22 protein-coding genes are annotated in these 19,638 nt (G+C 32.3%); 16 read left to right on the top strand and 6 right to left on the bottom strand.

Annotated features, from left to right (window positions below; all coding sequences use genetic code 11):
- Both IJL02_RS01300 and IJL02_RS01295 read left to right on the top strand, forming a co-directional pair.
- Entirely contained in the window at window positions 1–975 is a 975-nt protein-coding gene (locus IJL02_RS01300; protein ID WP_394357486.1) for a methanogenesis marker 2 protein, read from the top strand.
- Between the two features lie 55 nt (window positions 976–1,030).
- On the top strand, window positions 1,031–1,801 hold the full coding sequence (locus IJL02_RS01295; protein WP_292808210.1) for a DUF4013 domain-containing protein: 771 nt from the start codon (window positions 1,031–1,033) through the stop codon (window positions 1,799–1,801).
- 27 nt (window positions 1,802–1,828) lie between these two features.
- Here the strand turns inward: IJL02_RS01295 and IJL02_RS12560 are convergent, their stop codons facing one another.
- Window positions 1,829–2,575, bottom strand: a complete 747-nt coding sequence (locus IJL02_RS12560) for a thermonuclease family protein (RefSeq protein WP_292808207.1) — start codon at window positions 2,573–2,575, stop codon at window positions 1,829–1,831.
- Window positions 2,576–2,700: 125 nt separating this feature from the next.
- Here IJL02_RS12560 and IJL02_RS01285 point away from each other — a divergent pair, with 125 nt between their 5' ends.
- The 6 genes from IJL02_RS01285 to IJL02_RS01260 all read left to right on the top strand — a co-directional run bounded on the left by IJL02_RS01285 (window position 2,701) and on the right by IJL02_RS01260 (window position 7,918).
- Entirely contained in the window at window positions 2,701–4,248 is a 1,548-nt protein-coding gene (locus tag IJL02_RS01285; RefSeq protein WP_292808205.1) for a methanogenesis marker 3 protein, read from the top strand.
- The gene (locus tag IJL02_RS01280) at window positions 4,220–4,687 is read left to right on the top strand and encodes a methanogenesis marker 6 protein (protein WP_292808203.1); all 468 of its coding nucleotides are present in this window, start codon (window positions 4,220–4,222) and stop codon (window positions 4,685–4,687) included. The genes IJL02_RS01285 and IJL02_RS01280 overlap by 29 nt, the downstream gene beginning before the upstream one ends.
- Window positions 4,688–4,698: 11 nt before the next feature.
- Complete coding sequence (locus IJL02_RS01275) at window positions 4,699–5,154, top strand: methanogenesis marker 5 protein (protein ID WP_292808201.1); 456 nt, start codon at window positions 4,699–4,701, stop codon at window positions 5,152–5,154.
- A gap of 4 nt (window positions 5,155–5,158) precedes the next feature.
- Window positions 5,159–6,400, top strand: coding sequence for a methanogenesis marker 15 protein (locus tag IJL02_RS01270; RefSeq protein ID WP_292808199.1), 1,242 nt, complete (start codon window positions 5,159–5,161; stop codon window positions 6,398–6,400).
- A 24-nt stretch (window positions 6,401–6,424) separates the two neighbouring features.
- Window positions 6,425–6,985 (top strand): methanogenesis marker 17 protein, encoded by a 561-nt coding sequence (locus IJL02_RS01265; protein WP_292808197.1) that lies wholly within the window; start codon window positions 6,425–6,427, stop codon window positions 6,983–6,985.
- 66 nt (window positions 6,986–7,051) lie between these two features.
- The gene (locus IJL02_RS01260) at window positions 7,052–7,918 is read left to right on the top strand and encodes a radical SAM protein (RefSeq protein WP_292808195.1); all 867 of its coding nucleotides are present in this window, start codon (window positions 7,052–7,054) and stop codon (window positions 7,916–7,918) included.
- A 75-nt stretch (window positions 7,919–7,993) separates the two neighbouring features.
- Here the strand turns inward: IJL02_RS01260 and IJL02_RS01255 are convergent, their stop codons facing one another.
- Entirely contained in the window at window positions 7,994–9,226 is a 1,233-nt protein-coding gene (locus IJL02_RS01255; protein ID WP_292808193.1) for an MFS transporter, read from the bottom strand.
- Between the two features lie 219 nt (window positions 9,227–9,445).
- Here IJL02_RS01255 and IJL02_RS01250 point away from each other — a divergent pair, with 219 nt between their 5' ends.
- Window positions 9,446–10,366 carry a manganese-dependent inorganic pyrophosphatase gene (locus tag IJL02_RS01250; RefSeq protein WP_292808192.1) on the top strand — a complete coding sequence of 307 codons (921 nt, stop codon included), beginning with the start codon at window positions 9,446–9,448 and terminating at the stop codon, window positions 10,364–10,366.
- 237 nt (window positions 10,367–10,603) lie between these two features.
- Complete coding sequence (mtnA, locus tag IJL02_RS01245; protein WP_292808190.1) at window positions 10,604–11,536, top strand: S-methyl-5-thioribose-1-phosphate isomerase; 933 nt, start codon at window positions 10,604–10,606, stop codon at window positions 11,534–11,536.
- 26 nt (window positions 11,537–11,562) lie between these two features.
- Here the strand turns inward: mtnA and IJL02_RS01240 are convergent, their stop codons facing one another.
- From IJL02_RS01240 to IJL02_RS01230, 3 genes are read right to left on the bottom strand one after another with little or no spacing between them, the layout of a single operon-like run.
- Window positions 11,563–12,732, bottom strand: a complete 1,170-nt coding sequence (locus IJL02_RS01240) for an MFS transporter (RefSeq protein WP_292808188.1) — start codon at window positions 12,730–12,732, stop codon at window positions 11,563–11,565.
- Between the two features lie 5 nt (window positions 12,733–12,737).
- Window positions 12,738–13,409 carry an isoprenylcysteine carboxylmethyltransferase family protein gene (locus IJL02_RS01235; protein WP_292808186.1) on the bottom strand — a complete coding sequence of 224 codons (672 nt, stop codon included), beginning with the start codon at window positions 13,407–13,409 and terminating at the stop codon, window positions 12,738–12,740.
- A gap of 7 nt (window positions 13,410–13,416) precedes the next feature.
- Entirely contained in the window at window positions 13,417–14,418 is a 1,002-nt protein-coding gene (locus IJL02_RS01230) for a class I SAM-dependent methyltransferase family protein (protein ID WP_292808184.1), read from the bottom strand.
- Between the two features lie 36 nt (window positions 14,419–14,454).
- Here IJL02_RS01230 and dph5 point away from each other — a divergent pair, with 36 nt between their 5' ends.
- The 6 genes from dph5 to IJL02_RS01200 all read left to right on the top strand — a co-directional run bounded on the left by dph5 (window position 14,455) and on the right by IJL02_RS01200 (window position 18,860).
- The gene (gene dph5, locus IJL02_RS01225; protein ID WP_292808183.1) at window positions 14,455–15,246 is read left to right on the top strand and encodes a diphthine synthase; all 792 of its coding nucleotides are present in this window, start codon (window positions 14,455–14,457) and stop codon (window positions 15,244–15,246) included.
- A 626-nt stretch (window positions 15,247–15,872) separates the two neighbouring features.
- Window positions 15,873–16,418 (top strand): FixH family protein, encoded by a 546-nt coding sequence (locus tag IJL02_RS01220; RefSeq protein WP_292808182.1) that lies wholly within the window; start codon window positions 15,873–15,875, stop codon window positions 16,416–16,418.
- A gap of 226 nt (window positions 16,419–16,644) precedes the next feature.
- A complete protein-coding gene (locus IJL02_RS01215) occupies window positions 16,645–17,103 on the top strand; it encodes a hypothetical protein (protein WP_292808181.1) in 459 nt (152 codons plus the stop codon).
- A 175-nt stretch (window positions 17,104–17,278) separates the two neighbouring features.
- Entirely contained in the window at window positions 17,279–17,434 is a 156-nt protein-coding gene (locus tag IJL02_RS01210; protein WP_292808180.1) for a hypothetical protein, read from the top strand.
- Window positions 17,435–17,519: 85 nt separating this feature from the next.
- Window positions 17,520–18,434: a hypothetical protein gene (locus tag IJL02_RS01205; protein ID WP_292808179.1), complete on the top strand. Its 915-nt coding sequence runs from the start codon at window positions 17,520–17,522 to the stop codon at window positions 18,432–18,434.
- 3 nt (window positions 18,435–18,437) lie between these two features.
- Entirely contained in the window at window positions 18,438–18,860 is a 423-nt protein-coding gene (locus IJL02_RS01200; RefSeq protein WP_292808178.1) for a hypothetical protein, read from the top strand.
- Here IJL02_RS01200 and IJL02_RS01195 read toward each other — a convergent pair.
- Window positions 18,844–19,587, bottom strand: coding sequence for an archaeosine tRNA-ribosyltransferase (locus tag IJL02_RS01195; protein ID WP_292808177.1), 744 nt, complete (start codon window positions 19,585–19,587; stop codon window positions 18,844–18,846). The two genes, IJL02_RS01200 and IJL02_RS01195, sit on opposite strands and share 17 nt — an antisense overlap.
- Between the last annotated feature and the right edge of the window lie 51 nt (window positions 19,588–19,638).

Genomic DNA, 19,638 nt, shown 5'->3' with positions numbered 1-19,638 from the left:
TTGGATTTTGAAAATCTTGTAAAATCTATTCAGGAATTTAAGGGAGTATCACGTAAAAGCTCAATTGATAATGTAATATCTCTTTTAAATGAAGCATATAATGTTTCAGGAGATGTAATAATAGATATTGGGGATGATGCTTCTGCTATTGATATTGGAAATAATCAGGTCATGTTAATTGCCGCTGATGGAATTTGGGGAGATATCATGAATGTCAACCCTTACTGGGCAGGATACTGTTCTGTTCTTGTAAATGTAAATGATATTGCAGCAATGGGTGGAAAACCATTAGCTATGGTTAACATAATGTCAATAAGCAATGATGAGATTTACGAAGATTTATTACATGGTATCCGGGACGGATGTTTAAAATTTGGTGTACCTATGGTTGGAGGACATCTTCATCCTGACGGTGAAGTTGACTCATTGGGTGTAGCTATTGTGGGTATTGCCCAAAAAGATAAAATAATCACTAGTTTTGGAGCTGAAATTGGCGATAAAGTAATTGTGGCTATTGATCTTGACGGCAAACCTCACGAAATGTTTAGCTTAAATTGGGACACCACTTATGATAAGGATGCAAAACTTGTTCAAGACCAAATTACAGCTGTTCAATATTTGGCAGAAAATGACTATATCAAATCCGGTAAGGATATTTCAAATCCTGGAATTTTGGGAACATTGGAAATGCTTTTAGAAACATCCGGCAAAGGTGCTATCGTAAACCTTGAAGATATTCCAAGAAATGAAAATGTCGAATGGGTTGATTGGCTCAGATCATATCCTGGTTCAGGATTTGTTTTCACCGCAAGCGAAGACAACTGTGATTATATTAAGGAATACTTATCAAATTATTCTATTGAAGCTGAAGTTGTAGGTGAAGTAACAGATTCTAATACATTGATCCTAAATTATCAAGACAAGCAAGCTGAAGTGTTTAATCAAGAGAAAAATCCAGTATTCATTTTCAGATGATGTCATGTATCAGAGTATTTGCAGAAAAGGGAAGTAATTATAATGGGGTGTTATTTTGGATGTAGGAACTATTGTATCAAATTCATTAAAATATCCGTTTAGAAATATTAAGAAATTGCCGATTCTCTTTATTCTATTTATTTTACTCGCAATTATTCCAATTGGGATGATTTCTGACAATAAGTATCTTACAATCTTTGGTTTGGTTGCATTTTTTGTATTTATTCTAATCGTACCAGGATATTTGTTTTCTTTTGTTAAGATAGGTTTAAATGAGTCTTCTATGATGCCGTCTTTAAGTTTTGCGAAGAATATATATGATTCTATTAGAGTGCTGGTCTTAAGGGTTGTATATATGATTGCGCCCGCTTTGGTATTTTTCGTTGTTCTTTCTACTTTAGGAACATCCAGTATTAACATGTTATATGAACTGAAAATTCATGTTTTCGTACTGACTTTCGGGCTGACATTGCTCATTGTTTTAATTACTTATATCATATTTGAAATTCTTTTGTTTTTTGCAAAGGCCAGATTGGCTTATCTCAATAGTTTGTCTGAAGCTTTAAACATGTATAAAGTGGCAATGGATATTAAAAGAATCGGTGTTTTTAATATAATAAAATGGCTGCTGTTCATGGTAATATTAATGATTGTCTTTTCATTTATTTCTTCATGGGTAATGGCAATTCCGTATGTGGGTTTATTAATTTATGTCTGTATTGTTATTCCGCTACTTGAAAGTATAGGAAATTATTCATTGGGATTGTTATATTCAAATATTGCTGATGATGGTGGAAATATAGTTAAATTTGAAAATGATATTTAATCATTCGAATAGTTTAAAAAAGAAAAATTAGGGGTTGCACCTTTTACATGGTACATATCCTTGATTGACTGCATCGTTTCTATTTGAGAAAAATACTTTATTTCCTTCAGACATCTTTGATACGCTGCTGCAGCTGGATACATGGAATTTTCCAGTGTTTGCATTTCCAACATAACTTCCAGATGATGATGAACTTGAATGGGAAGTATCACTTGAAGAACTGCTGGATGAAGATGAACTGTGCGAATCAGCTACATGTGTATCGCTGTTTGCCCAATTATACGGATAAAATTCACTTGGTGGCATGTACATAATCTCTGCAAGGCCTTCTTTTAAAAGCATTTCATTAACATTTTTTCCATCAACAATAACGACGGCCAATGTCCTTCCGTACTTGTCATTATGTTTTGAGTCATCTATATCAAGACCCACTTCTTTATTCAAACACAATTTTTGAACAAAGTTTTTGGATGCAATGTATCCTTCAACGCCTCTTTCTGGGGTATTTACTCCTACAAAACGAACTTTTTCACCATTATCTAAATATATGGTGTCTCCATCAACTACTTTGGTACATACTGCACGCTCTTCAACGTGGCATTCTGTATCAGAATATTTGCTTAATATGTCTGATGCAGACAAATCAGAATACTTGGAGCTTGGAATATTATGGGAAAAGCCAGTTCCGGTGTATGCACTAGCTATTGAAATGGCTCCAAGAGCAATTATGAATATTATTGCTAATGTAAAAACATGTTTTTTTGTAAGGGTCATTTTTTCCCTCCTTGTAATATTGTTATCATTGTGTGTTAATATAATTTTTGAAATTTAAATAAATAATTATTTAATATAGTGAAATGATAAATATATAATATTAAAAATTCTTATTAGGAGATTGTATGTTAATTAAAATTAATGGAGAAGAAATAGATGTGGCAGAAGGTTCTTCAATTCAGGACGTAATTGATGAAACCAATGCTCCATATACTCCTGGTAGTATTGTTTGTTTGATTAAAGGTAAAAAGGAACTTGAGAAAAATATTGACAAGTATAAAATTAAAACAAATAAGGGTTCTATTATCATTCAATTGGACGAATCTGATGATGCTAAACCGTTAGTTGATGTTTGGAAAAGCCAATATGATGATTTTGTTGATTTGGATATAAGATGGTCAACTCCTACTGAAGTAGCTGTCGGACCTATTGTCACTGATTTGGAACCTACTTCTGATGAATTTAAATATTTTGAAGGAGATGTTGTTTTAAGTTTATCTAGTTTCAGTAATGAGTCTACTCATTTAATTATCCTTAAGGAGAATACAACTAATGTATATAGTGTTCCTCCGTATAATAAGGGTATTTTTGCCCGTGTTATAGGTGGTAAAAAGACTTTAGAAAATCTCACTGATGATGATAAGGTAACCAGCATTGAACCGATTATTGAAAGAAGCACTACTACAGACAGTGCATCTACATCTGATTTAAGCACTGTTTTAGAAGATGGAAATGAATTATACACTTACATTTCTTTCGATATCAATGAAGAGTCACCGGTTTGTGTTGAACATTTATTCGCTATAATTAAAGATGGTAGAATTAAAGTTTCTTATGATAGTGAGTCTTTTTTAGGATTTTATGACTTGGAGGGTCTTGAAAAACCTAAAGAGAAAACCACTCAAAGAACTAGAGGAACAATTACTGTTAGGAACACCGGTGTTGGTGTGGGAAAACTTTTCATTTATCGTGAAAACAGAGTGTTAACTCCAAACCATACTACAGTTGGAAATATTGTAAAAGGTATGGAGATTATTGATATTGCTAAAGAAAATGACTTTATTACTGTTAAATCAGAACAGCAAAGATTGGTATTATTAAATCATACTCAGGCTGAAGCTTCAAAAATGTTGTCTGAAGCGGGTGTTGAGCATTTGATTGATGGATTAATAGATGATGATGCAATTATTGTCGAACAAAATCCAAGACATACAATTGATATCCTAAAAGAAGGTCAAGTAATAACTAAAGCTGTTAAGAAAGAGGATATATGTAAAATTAAATTTGTTGATAATGCACCAAGGTCTGTTAGATATTTCAAACTTTTATCTGGCCTTTTAGAAAATCCTGTAGGTCAAATTAAAGTTCATTTTGCAGTACCTGGTATGCATATTGTTATTTTTGAAGGGGACAAAAAAACCGCTAAGGGTTTAATCCCTGAGAATAACCCTGTAGACAAAGTTATCAGAGGTCAAATCGGTATAACAAACATGTCTGCAAAAAGCGCAGGTTTAATTGGTGTGAGATTTGAAGATAATGTTGAATTTGGTCCTACTGCTGAAACATTCGGAGCGACAAATATTGTTGGTGATATTGTTTCTGATTATGAGTATCTTGAAAAGTTAAAAGAAGGAGTTGTAGTTTATGTCACAGAATCTAACCATGAGTCCTGATTTGGGAAAAGAAGATTGGGATCCTGATGTAATTACTCGCATGATTTTTATTGGTCCTGGAGCTCATGTAAGTGAACAGGAAATCGTTAATGAATTTCACTTGCTTGATTTGCCGCTTACAATAAAAAATACTTGTTACGGATCCATGATTAGTGGTAAAAGTGAAGATGTTTACAAAGCTATTGAGGAAATAAGAAAACTTGATCCTAACCACATTTTCACTAAGGAAAGAGGTTTTGCTCCTGGGGACCCTAGGAGATGCAGAGGTCATAGGTTTGGACCTAGGGAAGGATTCCACCAAATGGAAAAAGAATATAGAATTCTCGGTTTTGTTGCTGAAGCTTTGGAAAATCCTAAGGAAGTGGAATTGGAAGAGAAAAAACCGATTGAAGTTGACGAATTTAAAAAAATCATGAACGAATGTTTAGAAAATAAATAATAGGTGAAAATATGGTTAAAATAGCTGTTTATCCTCCAAACTCATTAATTTTGGCAGATTTACTTGAAAGGAAAGGTCATACTCCTTTAGTTCTTCAAAAACAAATTAGACAAAAAATTAAAGATCCGGAAATTGATTCTCCCCCAATGAACATTACTGAAGATGACCCAATTAAAGGTCTTAAATATGCTGCTATTGAAGTTCCTTCTGGTGTTCGTGGAAGAATGTCTATTATCGGACCTCTTATAGATGAAGCAGAAGCTGCAATTGTAGTTGACGGTGCACCTTACGGTTTCGGATGTATTGGTTGTGCAAGAACTAATGAACTGTCAATATTCTTACTTAGAAACAAAGATATTCCAGTTCTGGAATTGGATTATCCGACCAATCAGGATGAAACATATGTTATGGTAAATAAAATAAATGAATTTGTAGATTCACTAGAAGAAACTGCTGAGGAGGAATAATAAAATGGTTAAAATTGCTTTAGTTTCATGTGGAACAGAATATAGTGGAATTCAAAAAGAAATTGAAAAAGCAGCAAACAAATTTGGTGCAGAAATTGTTCTTCCTGAAATTGATTTGGATTATATTGATGAATCTTATGAGAAATTTGGTTTTTCAGCTCAAAGTTCAAGTTTAAAATTAATGATTGCAAGAGCTATGGCTATTGTTGAAGGCAGGTCTAAACCTGATGCAGTATTTATTGCAACTTGTTTTAGATGTGCTGAAGCTGCATTAGTTAGAAATGAAGTCAGACGTTTCATTCAAAACAATACTCGTATTCCTGTAGTTACATATTCATTTACTGAAAGAACAAAAGCTGATGAATTGTTTATCCGTATGGAAGCATTGGCTACTACAGTAACTCGCAGAAGCATTCTTGCTCGTGAAAAACAAGAAGGCCTCACTCTTGGTTTGGACTCCGGTTCAACCACCACAAAAGCGGTGCTTATGGAAAACAACCAGGTTATTGGAACCGGTTGGACATCTACCAAAGATATCATAGAATCTGCAAAAACCGCAGCGGCCGAAGCATTCTCACAAACTGATTATGATTGGGATGATTTGGATGGTATCGGAACTACAGGTTACGGCAGATTCACTATGGGTCAGGAATTCGGTGCAGAGCTTATCCAGGAAGAATTGTCTGTTAATGCAAAAGGTGCAGTATATCTTGCCGATTGCCAAAAAGGTGAAGCTACTGTATTGGATATAGGTGGTATGGACAACAAGGTGATTACTGTAAATAATGGTATTCCTGATAACTTTACTATGGGTGGTATCTGTGCAGGTGCATCCGGAAGATTTTTGGATATGACTTCCCGTAGGTTGGATGTTGATATTACTGAATTAGGCCCTCTTGCAGTACAGGGTGACTGGAGAAAAGCAATGTTGAACTCCTATTGTATTGTATTCGGTATTCAGGATCTTGTTACCACACTTGCAGCCGGAGGTTCTAAAGCAGATGTGGCAGCGGCAGCATGTCACTCAGTATCAGAGCAAGTTTACGAACAGCAACTTCAGGAAATTGATATTCGTGAACCATTAATCCAAGTAGGTGGAACCAGTTTAATTTCAGGTCTTGTTGAAGCAGTTAGTGAAACTTTAGGTGGAATTGAAGTTATTGTTCCTGAATATTCCCAACATATTGGTGCTGTAGGAGCAGCTCTTTTGGTATCTGGAATGGGACACAGACAAGATAATAAATAATTATATTTTTTTATAGGTGATTTGATGTTAGTTGAATGCTATGATGAAAAGGGTGCAGAAGTTTATGAAATCATCATTAAACAAATCTTTCAGGATTTAGTTCTTGGTGCATCTGTTGAGGATTTAAAAGCTTATGTTAATCCAGATGACCCTGTATTTGTCTTAGCTATTAAAATGAGAAAAACTTCAAATGCTATTACTTTTGAAGAAGTAGCTAATTTGTCTTATGTTAAAGCTGAAGACATTACAAGAATTATTATTGATGATGAAAACTATCTTCCGAATATCCTTAAACAGTTATGGATGAGATTTTCAAGAGACGAAATTTATCAGCCAAACAGATATCAGCTTGAAATTGAAGGTGACCATTCGGATTTAAAAACAGTCATTGTTGATGATCCTCACTCAAATTTACAAAGAAGAATCTATGATGCAATCTTTAGAATATTGCCTGAGGGTTTTAAGATTATTAAAGATATGTCAACTAATGATATTGTTGCTGTCGTAGCTACTGATGAGTTAATTGCAGATGCATGGATTGAGAAAGCTAATGAGTATATTGATGAGTTGAACAACGGTAAATAGAAAACTTTATATATTTGTTCGTATCAATACAAATTAACAGGAGTTATATTTTGGAGAAGTGATATTATGGTTGAACATAAAGGTTCAAGATTTGCACATATAACTAAAGCACATCCATGCTTTAATGAAAAAATGCATGATAAAGTCGGCAGAGCACACGTACCGGTAGCACCAAAGTGTAATATCTTTTGTAATTTTTGTACAAGGGATTTGAATGATGAAGAAAATAGGCCTGGTGTTGCCAGTTGCGTCATGAATCCGGAAGATGCTATTAATCATATTAATGAAGTTACCTCAGATGGCCCAATAGCTGTTGTGGGGGTTGCTGGTCCTGGAGATTCTCTGGCTAATGAAGAAACTTTTGAGTTTTTTGAAAAATTAGCAACCGAACAACCAGATTTAATTAAATGTATGAGTACAAATGGGCTTTTACTTCCAAAATATGCAGATAAACTTGCAGAACTTGGGGTAAACTCTGTTACTGTAACAATTAATGCGATAGATCCAGATATTGCAGTTGATATTTATTCTTTCATTAAATATGAGGGTAAAGTCTACAAAGGATATGAGGCTGTTGAAATTTTAATTAAAAATCAGTTGGAAGGTGTTGAAAAGGCAGCTGCTAACGGTTTGGTTGTTAAAGTTAATTCAGTTTTAATTCCTGGATTGAATGATGAGCATATTGTTGAAATAGCTAAAGAAGTTAAAAAAAGAGGAGCTTCTTTAATGAATATTTTACCATTAATTCCTTTAGCTAAAATGAAACATTACTCTCGTCCGGACTGTTCTATGATGGAATCTGTAAGAGAACAGGTAGAAGAAATTATACCTGTATTTAGAGCATGCACTCAATGTAGAGCAGATGCCTATGGAATTCCTGGTAAGAAAAGCGAAGACCATCATTTAGGAATGACTCCGCAAAGTCATTACTAAACTTTCTTTTTCTTTTTTAAATATTATTTTGTACTGTATAATTGCAACAGTATTTTAAAACTTTTTTTTTTAACTTTAATTTAATTCATTGATGCTTGTACCTTTTGTTTCAGGGAATGTCCAAATCCAAATACCAACAAGCAGCGCAAATATTGCTGCAATAGCTATTCCATAACTTAAATCAAAGTATGTTGCAACAAGGGTTATAATAACTGGTGTCAAAAATTGCACTCCTCTTGCAAGGTTGAATACGGTTCCAACACCGGTGTTTCGTATTTTTGTAGGGAATAATTCTGAAAATAATGCACCAAATCCTCCGAAAAATCCTGTTCCAAATCCGGTTAAAAACATGAAGACCAGTATCAAATTTGGGATTGCAACAATCTGATTCCAGCATATGGTTATCATGGATATGCTTAAAGCCATTATAAAGCTGTAAATGGTAAATGCAGGACGTCTTCCAAGCTTTTCAGCCACAAAACCGAATGTTGTATAACCAGCAAAATCTCCGCATTGGATTAATACTATTCCAAGTGTGGTACCTATTAGTGCTAGGCCTCGCTCCTGTTCGAGATAAGTTGGAAGCCAGGAATATGTAAACCAATATGCGGACATACCGAATATACATAATATTAATGAAATAAGAAATATTTTTCTGTATTCTTTTGAGAGTAACTGTTTAAATTCTTGAAAAATGTTTTTATTAACATATTTGTCTTTGTTTTGAATCCAGACATCGGATTCTTTAAGATATCTTCTAATAAAAATTACCATAAGTGCAGGAACTATGGAAAGTAAAAATGTTAATCTCCAGCCAATTATTGGAGTTATTGTTCCACCAACTATTGAAGCTAAAATGACTCCAACTGGTGCTCCGGATTGCATGAATGCTCCAAATTTAGCTCTTAAATTGTCTGGGAATGTTTCATTAATATAAATCTGGCCTGTTGCCCATTCTCCACCAACACCTAATCCAGTAATGAATCTAAATAGTAAAAGTGAATAAAAGGACCATGAAAAAGCACACAGTAATGTGCCTATGGAATAAACTATAATTGTCCATTGTAATACTCTTTTACGACCATATTTATCACCTAATGCTCCAAATAGGATTCCTCCTAAACCTGTGGCGAATAATGATAGTCCTAAACATAAGGAAAGCATTTCAGCAGAGAAATGTAGGCTAGCTTGAAGCTGTGATATCAAAAAGGTAAACAATACCAGATCATAGAAATCAAAAACCCAACCTGCCCAACTTAAACCAAAAATCCTGTAATGATTCTTATTGAGTTTTGTCTGTTCATTCATTAACATAACTTTAACATCCTGCATTAATTTAATTATTTTCAAATTAGATTAATATATGTTCTATAATTATATTGATTATTAATTTTTTTATATATTTTTCTAATTTTATTATGCATGTATTTTTTGACAAAAGATTTGTTCCTATTTTTTTCAATTATCTATAAATTAGATGAAAAAGATAAATTAATAAGTAATATTAATTTTTGAGGAATAGATAATATGGCAAAAACTTATGTTTTTGGACATAAAAGTCCAGATAGTGATACCATTACTTCAAGTATTGTAATGGCTAATTTAGAAAAAGAATTGGGAAATGATGACGCTCAAGCTTATAGGTTAGGCAATATTAACAAAGAAACTGAATTTATTTTAAATTATTTGGGCCTTGAAGCACCTGAACTTTTGGAAAGTGTTGAAGACGATGCTGATGTTATTTTGGTTGACCACAATTCTCCTGCTGAATCTGTTGATAATTTAGAAAATGCAAATATATTGAAAGTTGTAGACCATCATAAATTGGCTTTAGAAACTTCTTATCCGTTATTTTTAAGATTTGAACCAGTAGGTTGTACTGAGACAATATTATCTAAATTATATGAAGAAAATGGTGTTGAAATCACAAAAGAAATTGCAACTTTAATGTTATCTGCAATCATTTCAGACACATTACTTTTAAAATCTCCAACTACTACTGAAGACGATAAAATGGCTGTTGAAAAACTTGCAGAAATCGCAGAAATTGATTATGAGGAATACGGTTTGGAAATGCTTAAGGCAGGTACTGATTTAAGCAGTTTTACAATTGATGAAATTTTGGCTTTGGATGCAAAGCAAATTGACTTCAAGGATGTTAAATCAATTGTAAATCAGGTAAATACTGCAGATATTTCAGATGTCATGGCAATGAAAGATGATTTGGAAGCGGGTATTAACAAAATTATTGATGAAGAGGGTCTAGATTTGTTTATGCTTTTAATTACTGACATTGTAAATAGTAATTCACAAGTTATCGCACTTGGAAAGGATGCAGGGCTTGTTGAAAAGGCATACGGTGTAAAATTAGAAGATAATACAGTTTTACTTGAAGGTGTTGTTTCACGTAAAAAACAAGTTGTACCAATCATGACTGAAAATGCTTAATAGTTAAGGTATTGCTAAATTATTTGGTTTTTTCAATTTCATATAAAAATTTATAAATGATAACTTGATAAAATAATAATTAAGATGTATTTTTAATACGTCTCTAATCAATCCGTGAGGATATTTTTTCAAAAAAGTATAATTATAAATTTTGCTCAAACATTAAACAAAATTAGAAACTAACATTTAATTATACTTTTTTACTTATTTTTTTTACATGATTTTTAAGGTGTTAAAATGAAAACACTTGAATGGGAAGATAACAAACTAAAACTTATTGATCAAAGAAAACTTCCTGATGAGTTAACTTATGTCTACTGCGATAACTATCAGGATGCTATTGTTGCAATCAAAAACATGACTGTTCGTGGAGCACCTGCTATTGGTGTCTCTGCAGGTTTTGCAATGGCGCTTGCAGAACTTGAAGGCGTTGATTTGGACAAGGCAGCTCGTGAAATAAAAGCTGCAAGACCAACCGCCGTTAATCTGTTCTGGGCGGTTGATAGAGTATTGAATAGCGATGATGATGCATTAACTGAAGCATTAAAAATGTATGGAGAGGATATGGCAACAAATCGAGCTATTGGAAAATTCGGTGCTGAAGTTATTGATGATGGAGATACAATTTTAACTCACTGTAATGCAGGAGCACTTGCATGTGTTGATTATGGAACTGCATTGGGAGTTATAAGGGCTGCAAGAGATGCCGGCAAAAACATTAATGTAATATGTGATGAAACCCGTCCACGTGGCCAGGGTGCAAGTTTAAGCGTTTGGGAAATGCAGCAGGAAAACATTCCAGTTAAGTTAATTCCAGATGTCGCTTCAGGTTTTTTAATGTCACAGGGAAAAATTGATAAAGTTGTCATTGGTGCTGACAGAATCGCAAAAGGCGGTGTTGTAAATAAAGTCGGTTCGTTTATGGTGGCGCTTGCTGCAAAACACCATGATATTCCATTTTATGTAGCTGCTCCGTATTCAACTTTTGACAATGAAATAAATATTTATGATACTGTTATTGAAGAAAGAGATGGTGATGAGGTAAGGTATTATGGCGGAGCAAGAATCTGTCCTGAAGGCACCGAAGTCATAAATCCTGCTTTTGACATTACTCCCAAAGAATTGATAACCGGAATTATTACTGAAAAAGGAATTATTGATCCTATTTAGGCAATAATCCTATTCTTTTTTTAATCTTATGAATATTTTAAATTGATTTTCAAGAAATAGATTGCATAAACAAGCAAAACAAAAGCAAAAATTAAAAATAGTGTTCCGATAGTAAATATTGACATAACACCAAAATCATTAACTAAAAATCCACCAATAGCTATTCCAATAGCTATTCCACCATTCAATATGCTTAAAAACACTCCATTTGCAAGTTCAGGGCTATTTGGAATTACTGATGTTTCAATATATTGTATTAAGTTATATCCCATGCCATCCAAAATTCCAAATATTAAAAAGAAGATTATTGTGGGAATCAAATAATCTGCCGAAAGATACAATGCCACAAAAACGGACATGCAGACTAGCTGAAATATAATCAATGTCATTTTGTCGTTTCGTGTTATTAATTTTCCACCCAGCCAAGTTCCGCAAATGGATATCAGTCCATAAACAAACAGTAAAATTCCTAATCTGTATGTGTGGATATGAGTTACGGTTTGTAAAAAGTAAGGCATATAATTATAAACAATGCTTGCGCCAATCGGCATCATTACTATTGCTACTGATGCCAGAATGAATTCTTTTGTAATTATTCTGTGCAATGGCATTTCATAATTTTTGGATTTTCCTTCAAGTTTTGGCATAAATAAAATTATAAGAATTAATGAAACAATTGTTATTGCAAAAATCCAGCTCATTGCAATTTGATAACCCCATGTAGTACCTAACCATGTTGTAATTGGAAGTCCAATAATACTTCCAACTGAAATTCCAAGTAAAATCCGAGTAATATAATCCTGTTTTTCACCTTCGGGGGCTATATCTTCGCATACGGTCAGAGCAATTGAAATAAATGCAGGATATGTTATTGCAGACATGATTCTGAAAATGAATGCAATATAAAATGTTTTTGTAAAAATAATTATAAAATTGGATATTGCAAAAACCGATAATATAAAGACAAATGTTTTCTTTCTTTCAAATTTTGAAAATAATATTGGAATAAACAGGCCACATATCGCTATTGTAAATGTAAATGAACTCACATACAGTCCAGAAATTGCAATTGTTGTATTGAAATACTCGGATATTTGAGAAATTATCCCGACAATGCTTAATGGCGTATTGATTGCAAGTGTCGATAACATTAAAACATAAAGGAGTATTTTAGAGTTTGTTTTCATAATAATCATTAAGTTTACCATAAGAATGGAAGTATTCTGTATTTCACTTTTTGTTTATATTGGACATATCCATCCAATTCATTTTCCAATACCTTTTCTTCATTTCCTATCCGGATTGCGATTATAATAGGATAAATCAAACAAATTATGAATGAATAAATGGAACCTAAAATCAGAGGCATTGTCAAAAACAATAAAATGGTTGATGTATACATGGGATGTCTTACTATTCCATATAGTCCGCTATCAATTACTTTTTGATTTGCATCCACTTCAACTGTCCGGGCTAAATACTTATTTTCACGTAAAACTTCCATGTACATTACGTATCCCAGTAAAAATAGTATTGATGCAATCATTACAATTGTTTCGGGTAATTTAATCCAGCTAAATCTGAAATTTAAACCTGCTAATATAAATGATGATATAAACATCAATCCACTAAGCAGAAGAACTAATTTTTGTGTGGATTCGTTTTCTTTAGCATTTAATCTTTTTTTTAGTAAATCCTGATCTGTAATCATTAAAATTAATCCGACTATGAACATTGGAATGAAAAGCAATCCTATAAATAACCATCCGTTAGGATAATCTAGGGTTCCTGCCGGGATAAACAATAATGCTGCGATAATGATTAGACCAACAATAAACTTTTTCAATGCTTGAGAAAATAATTTGAAATCCATATTCAATCTATCCGGTTACTTTTCCATCAATTGCCACGTGCCATTCTCCGGGACTTGTTGATTTGACTTTTCGGGTATTTATGATTTCCACTTTTTTATTTTTCTTCAAACATGCGGCTTCTAGGCGTTTAATTCCCTGTTCATATGAATCAGAAAACTCATAATAATTTATTATTCCACCATCTTCAATTAAATCCACTGCAAGGTCAAGGAAAGTATAGGCAAGGCCGGGCAAGTTCATAATAATCCGGTCAAATTTAGTGTTAAACTCCTTGCTGACCTCTGCAATATCACCAACATATGGTTTGATGCAACCTTGAAGCTTGTTAAGTCTGATATTTTCATTTAAGTATTTGATAGCTTCCTCATTGATGTCAACAGCAACAATATCAACATTTTTATTTCTTGCAATAACAATAGGAAACGGTCCGATTCCACAAAACATGTCTAATATTTTTTCACCATCGCTAACGTTTTCCATTACACGTTTTCTTTCAGTTGCAAGTCTTGGTGAAAAATACATGTTTCTAACATCTAATTTTAGTCTGGCGCCATGTTCTTTGTGTATGGTAACGGAATCGTCTGTGCCGGCTAGAAATTCCAAATCACGAACTCTTGTTGTTCCTTTAACTGCACTTTTTTTCATATAAACTGATTTTCTTTTGGTAAACTTAAGTGCGGCTTCACCTATTTTAAATTTCTTATCTTCTAAATTGTCCGGAATTTCTAGGATTATTATATCTCCAATGGTGTCGAAAGATGTTCTTAATGTTTCAATTTCTTCAGAAGTCAGTTCATCTTCTAAAATCTCAGCAAAGCTATGGGGCACTTTTTTCATTGGCTCTAATTTCATACAGACAATTTCATAGCCTTCAACATCTTCATTAACTGGAATATAACCGAATTCATTTTCTGCTTTTATTTTATATTCCATATTCATTTTTCCGGCTTCCATTAATTTTATACGTGCATCATTTAGTTGCTTTAATGGAACTTTAACACATTTCATAAAATTTATTATGTTTAAATTATTATATAATGTATTATGTTTTATTTAGTGGGTTTAGGATTATTTGATGAAAAGGATATATCTTTGAAAGGTTTGGAATGTTTAAGAAATGTTGATAAAATTTATGCCGAATTTTTTACATCAAGATTATTTGGTTCAAGTTTTGAAGCTATTGAGGAACTTGTAGGTCAAAAAATTGAAGTTTTGGTTAGGGGTGAAGTTGAAGAAGAACACAAATTCATTAATGAGGCTAAAACTGCAGATGTTGCATTAATCACTGGTGGTGATCCTTTAATTGCAACCACCCACAGTGATTTTTTGGTTCAGTGTTCTAAAAAAGGAATATATTATGAAGTTATTCACGGTTCATCAATATTGTCTTCAGCACCAGCTATCTCAGGCCTTCAGGGATACAAATTTGGAAAAGTTACTACAATTCCGTTTCCTGACTATAATTTTTATCCGAAATCTCCCTATGAGGCAATTGAAGAAAATCTAAAAATGGATTTGCATACTTTAGTTTTACTGGATATTCAGGCTCACAAAGACCGTTACATGACTGTTAATCAAGGTCTGGAGTATCTTATGAGTATTGAAAATGACCTTAATCGTGAAGGTTTGGTCACTGAAGACAGCCTGGCTATGGGTATTGCTCGAGTGGGTTCTAAAAATGTTTGTGTTAAAGCGGGTAAAATTAAAGAGTTATTAGATTTCGATTTTGGAGGTCCTCTCCATTGCATTATTATTCCGTCAAAATTGCACATTGTTGAAGCAGAGTATTTGGTTGAAATTGCCGGAGCTGACCCAAGTATTCTTGATGATGTTTAGTTTTTAAAAAAAGGGGGAGTGCGGAAGTAGATTGGTCTACTTCCCTTAAAGAACATATTCTAAACATTTTGGAGATTATAAAATGGTTGACTGATGTTCATATATAGATATGAAATTTACTTCACATCGTTTATTAATTTTATTTTAATATTATATAAATCTTATTATTTAATTTTCTTAATTTAATAAAACATTTATAATTGTCTTCTTTTAAATAAGGAATTTAAATATGTAATTAATATTTTTATAAAAAAATAGTTGGTTTCTTTTAATTAATTTCAAAAAAAGGGGGGGGAGTTTGGAAGTAGATATTGAAGTACTACTTCCGAAATGAAACATATTCTAATCATTTTGGAGATTATAAAATGGTTGAATTGTGTCATGTACAAATATGAAATTCAATTCACATCGTATAATACTTATATTTTAATATTATATAAATGTTTTCATTTGATTCAAATTATTTTTAAATATCAGTTAAGACAATATAGTACTTGATGAAATTTTAAAACAATTGTTTTATGCGATTGTTTATTTGATAGTCTAATCCTAAATATCTATACGCTAAATTTTCAAAGTGTTTTGACATATCAATTTTAATCAAATAATTAATATGGGGTGATTTAATGGATAGAAATAAAATTATTGTAGTTGCATTGATTGTGATTATTGCAGTTCTTGTAATTGGTTTGGCTTTAGTAATGCCGGGTTATGGTAAGGAAAAAGCAAACTTAACCATAAAAAGCAATGATACAATTTCTCAAGGTGAATCAATTAATGTTGAACTTACAGATGTAAATGGAACACCTATAGATAATGAGACTGTAAACGTTACAATCAAAGATGAAAACGGAACTGAAGACCACAAAGTTGCAGTCACTGACAAAAAAGGTGTTGCAGAAGTAGAAGTTGATGTGGAGGAAGCTGGAAATTATACTGTTGAGTGTACCTTTGAGGGAAACGACAATTTCACTGAAAATACAACAACTCAGGAAATAGAGGTTGTCAAAGAGGTTGTTTCAGAACAGACTTCAACTTCAGATGATGTGGATCCGGGAGCATTTTACAGCGCTCAGGAAGGAAGAATAATTTACACCGGCGAAGTTCATGAAGGGCCTGATGGCCATAAATATAAACATTTAGGATATAATGAATGGGAAATGGTTGAATAATCATTTTTCATTTTTTTTAAATGTAATCAACTTTTTTTTATTTATTTTAATTTAAAACGCATATTTTTTTATTTTAACCTTTTAAATTTATTTTTTTATATTTTTAAGATGTAAGTGAGCACTTACATTCGAAAAGCTTTATATGTGGCTTTATTCATATAATTACTTGTGAAAGAGAGTTTGTTTCTCTTGAAAAATAAATATATTCAATATTATGGTGATTATTATGGATATCTCTAAAAAATTATTAACATTACTTGCAATATTTTGTGTGATTGCATCTGCAGGTGTGGTTTGTGCAGCAGATGCAGGAAATCATGATGGGGCGGTTGGAAACAAATATGAAAACATAAGTTCTTTGACAGGAAGTCATTATGGTGGAGCCAATGACAGACTTACTGATACTTCAATATCTGAACATAACTATACTCACATGGAACATGCTGCAGGTGAACCTGTTGAAAATACATCATCTTCTAATAATACCGTTAATGATTCAATAGCTACAAATTCAGTATCTCAAAGCGCCAACAGTAATGTAAATTTCAATGAAACTGGAAATGCTTCATCCAATGCAACCACATATCATTCAATGTTAGCTACTGGCAATCCAATTTTAGGTTTTCTTGCAATTGGCGCTATTCTAGGTGGATCTGCAATAATTAACAGAAGAAATAGATTTTAACTCTTATTTTATCTGGTGCTGGTTCTCCAGCACTATTATTCTCTGTTTTTCATTTAATTTTTTTAAATAATCAAATCCTAAAATTATTGATTCACATTAATATTCATTTTTTCATCTTAAAATGACCTAAAAAACTACTAAAACTTTTATTAACTAGTTTATACAATCTATTTCTATGTCTAAAAACAAGCGTGTTACAATTAGTATCAATAATGATATTGACTTGGATTTTCGCAAATTAGCCTCAAATAAAATGCTTTTTAAAACAGGTTGGTATTCAAAAGCTATTGAGGAGGCAATGTTATTGTGGATTGAAAAGGAGAATAAGTAAAACTTTTTTTCTCTTTTTTTCTTTTTTTCATCATTAACTATTTAAATAAACATGACTTATTTATTAATATAGAGTGGTGTTAATAATGGAAAGTGATGAATTTAGAACTGTTCGAGTTTATACTAAAAAGTATACTAGTAAAGACAAAGACGGTAATGCTGTTGAAAAGGAATCTCAACAAAAACAGGTTAGTCTTAAAAAAGAAGATCCTTTTGAAGATAACGAACTGGTTAAAGTATTGGCACAAGGGGAATATGAAAATCTTATTAATAATCAGTTTTCACAAGAAAAACTCAATGAATTCGACCAGATCATTCAAGAAAAGGATAATGAAATTGCAACACTGAAAGATCAAATACAAACACTTAAAGGCTCATTTTTTGATGATGTTGGCTCACTTAAAGAACAGCTTTCAGATAAAGAGGAACTGTTGAAAGCTAAAGACGAAATTCATGAGTTAAACAAAAAAATTACAAAAATTGATGATGAAAGAGTAGCTATTTTTAAAGAACTTGATTATAAAAACAGAATGATTCTAGCTTATAATGTTGAACTCAACAAATCCATTTTAAATGCAATAAATGTTGTTATTGATGAAGCAAGAGACAATATTAACAGAAGAAATGTTGAACTTGCCGAAGGTTTAGAAAGGTCTATTGAAAAATCTAAACATGAGGTTAATGAGAAAAACAAAGCTATAGCATATGATATAAAAACCACTGTTGAGGATATGAACGAGCAGATTAGAAACACCAGCACTCTTAAAATGATTCTCAACAAAAAGAAAATTAATTTAAGAGTACCTACCGAGGATTTGCTTAAACCATTTGAATTTGACTTTGATGTTGAACAATTGCTTTCAGGTCATGCATTAGAACTTGATGCTGCTGAAATTTTAAAAGAAGTTATGCCAAAGCTTCCGGAACCATTTTCCAAATACATTGACACCATTGAAGAAGAACCTGAAACTATTGATGTTTCATCAAAAAGAGAGGATTAGTTCATGAAAACATTCAATACCGGTAGAGTCACTTTCGAATATCCTAGTTCATGGGAAGTGGAAAAGGCAGATATTCTCTCCAATCCTGACTGCATTGCAACATTATCCAAAGGTCAGGATAACTTGATTAATGCTGTGATGTTTCCTACACAAACCAATCTGGATGATTATAAAATTTTTATGGAAGATGCAATTTCAGATGATGGCGGGGTTATAATTTCTTCGGATTTTGTCCGGATTGCTTCAAAAGATGCAATTAAACTTCATGCGAACATGGATACTCCTGAAATCAATTTTGATATTCATACTTATGTTTTTATTGAGTATGGTGATATCTATATTTTTGAACTCAGAACATTAGATGTCTCAGGTGAATCAGAACGTGAGTTCAAAAACATGATTGATTCATTCAGTATAACTGGGTAAACTCAAGCAGATATTCCATAGATGTTCTATCGAGTATTTTTAAAGTTGAGATATTTTGCGGAGTTGTTCCAGAACGTTCTTCAACAAGATTTCTCAAAGACCTATTTTTCATATGTGCGCGGATTTCTTTAATTACGAATTCCATATTTTCGATATTTTTTTTCTCCAGTTCTTCCTGAGTAATATTTTCATAAATAGGATAGGTATTCAAATCATATGATTTTGTTGGTGTTTGTAAAACATTCAAATGACTATAATAATTTGCAGAGTCAGCTAAAAATCCATCAATTCCCATATATGTTAAAATTGGCATAAAAGATAATTCTGAAAATGGGAAAATAAAATAACTGCTTTTTTTAGCTTCTTTTTTAAGGGATACAATCATTTCAACCAAATCTCTTGAGTTGGTTAATAATGCATCTCCATTAGCTATTATAAATCCATTGTATCCGATTTCTTCTAATTGTTTTAAACAGTCTATTCTTAAATCAATATATTTTGATCCTTGAATAACTGCAACATCACATGAATCAACGTTTTCTTCTGCAAGTCTTAATGTTTCTTTAACATTAAATTCTGCAATTTCACGGTCAATATTATATGCAGATCCTTCATTCGGAGCTATTTTTAAATCTTTTCTATAAAATATTTTGGGAGTAATTTCTCCATCTATTTTTCCGATTCTTCCAGGCCCGTCATGTGATTTTATTTCAAATTTTTTAATCATTTGTGTCTTTCCTATTTGTTGTTATGTTAATATTTAACCTTTTAGGTTAAT

The organism is Methanobrevibacter sp. (assembly GCF_017427765.1).
Taxonomy (GTDB): domain Archaea; phylum Methanobacteriota; class Methanobacteria; order Methanobacteriales; family Methanobacteriaceae; genus Methanocatella.
This window is presented reverse-complemented; position numbering and strand designations above follow the sequence as displayed.